The organism is Achromobacter sp. DH1f (assembly GCF_000633435.1).
Lineage (GTDB): Bacteria > Pseudomonadota > Gammaproteobacteria > Burkholderiales > Burkholderiaceae_B > Achromobacter > Achromobacter deleyi.
This window is the reverse complement of sequence record NZ_AYMF01000118.1, coordinates 1-731: the sequence shown is the minus strand read 5'-3', so window position 1 is coordinate 731 and position 731 is coordinate 1. Positions and strand designations below refer to the sequence as shown.

The following is a 731-nucleotide window of genomic DNA, read 5'->3' as shown; positions in this document are numbered from 1 at the left end:
CCGCGCCGCCCTGGCGCAGGTGATGGCGCTGGCCACGCTTGACCGTGCCCAGCGCCTGGCCGCCGGCGGCTGAGTCCGTCGCCGCGGCCATGCATCCGCAAGCCTAGAAGTCCCCCAGAAGATCCCATACCCAATACGCAAGGGAGAATTTCCGCCATGAAGACGCTGCTGAAGTGGACCGCCGGGGCCGTGATCGCGCTATCGGCCATCACGGGCGCATCCGCCGCCAACACCTTGAAGTGGGGCGCCGCCCGCGACCTGGATTCGCTGGATCCGTATTCCTACGGCAGCACCTTCAACCTGGCCTTCCTGAACCACGTCTACGAAGCGCTGATCCGCTACGACGACAAGTTCAACATCACGCCCGCGCTGGCCGAGTCGTGGGAAACGCCGTCGCCCACCGTGCTGCGCTTTCACCTGCGCCACGGCGTGACGTTCCATAACGGCGCGCCGTTCTCGGCCGACGACGTGGTGGCCTCGATGACCCGGGTGTCGGATGACGCCTCGCCGCTCAAGGGCAACCTGCCGGCCTTCAAGGCGGTACGCAAGGTCGACGACTACACGGTCGACATCGAAATGACGCATCCGTACCCGCTGATGCTCAACGACCTGACCAATATCTTCATCTTCAACCGCCAGTGGCTGGTCGACAACAACAGCCTGAAACCCACCGACGCGGCCAAGAAGATCGAAGGCTACGCCACCCACAACGCCAACGGCACCGGCCCGTT

Annotated in this window: 1 protein-coding gene; it reads left to right on the top strand. The window is 64.7% G+C overall.

The genetic code is table 11. From position 1 onward, the window contains the following. Nucleotides 1-156 precede the first annotated feature (156 nt). The coding region (locus U858_RS0133305; RefSeq protein WP_025141376.1) for an ABC transporter substrate-binding protein at nucleotides 157-731 on the top strand (575 nt) is incomplete at its 3' end.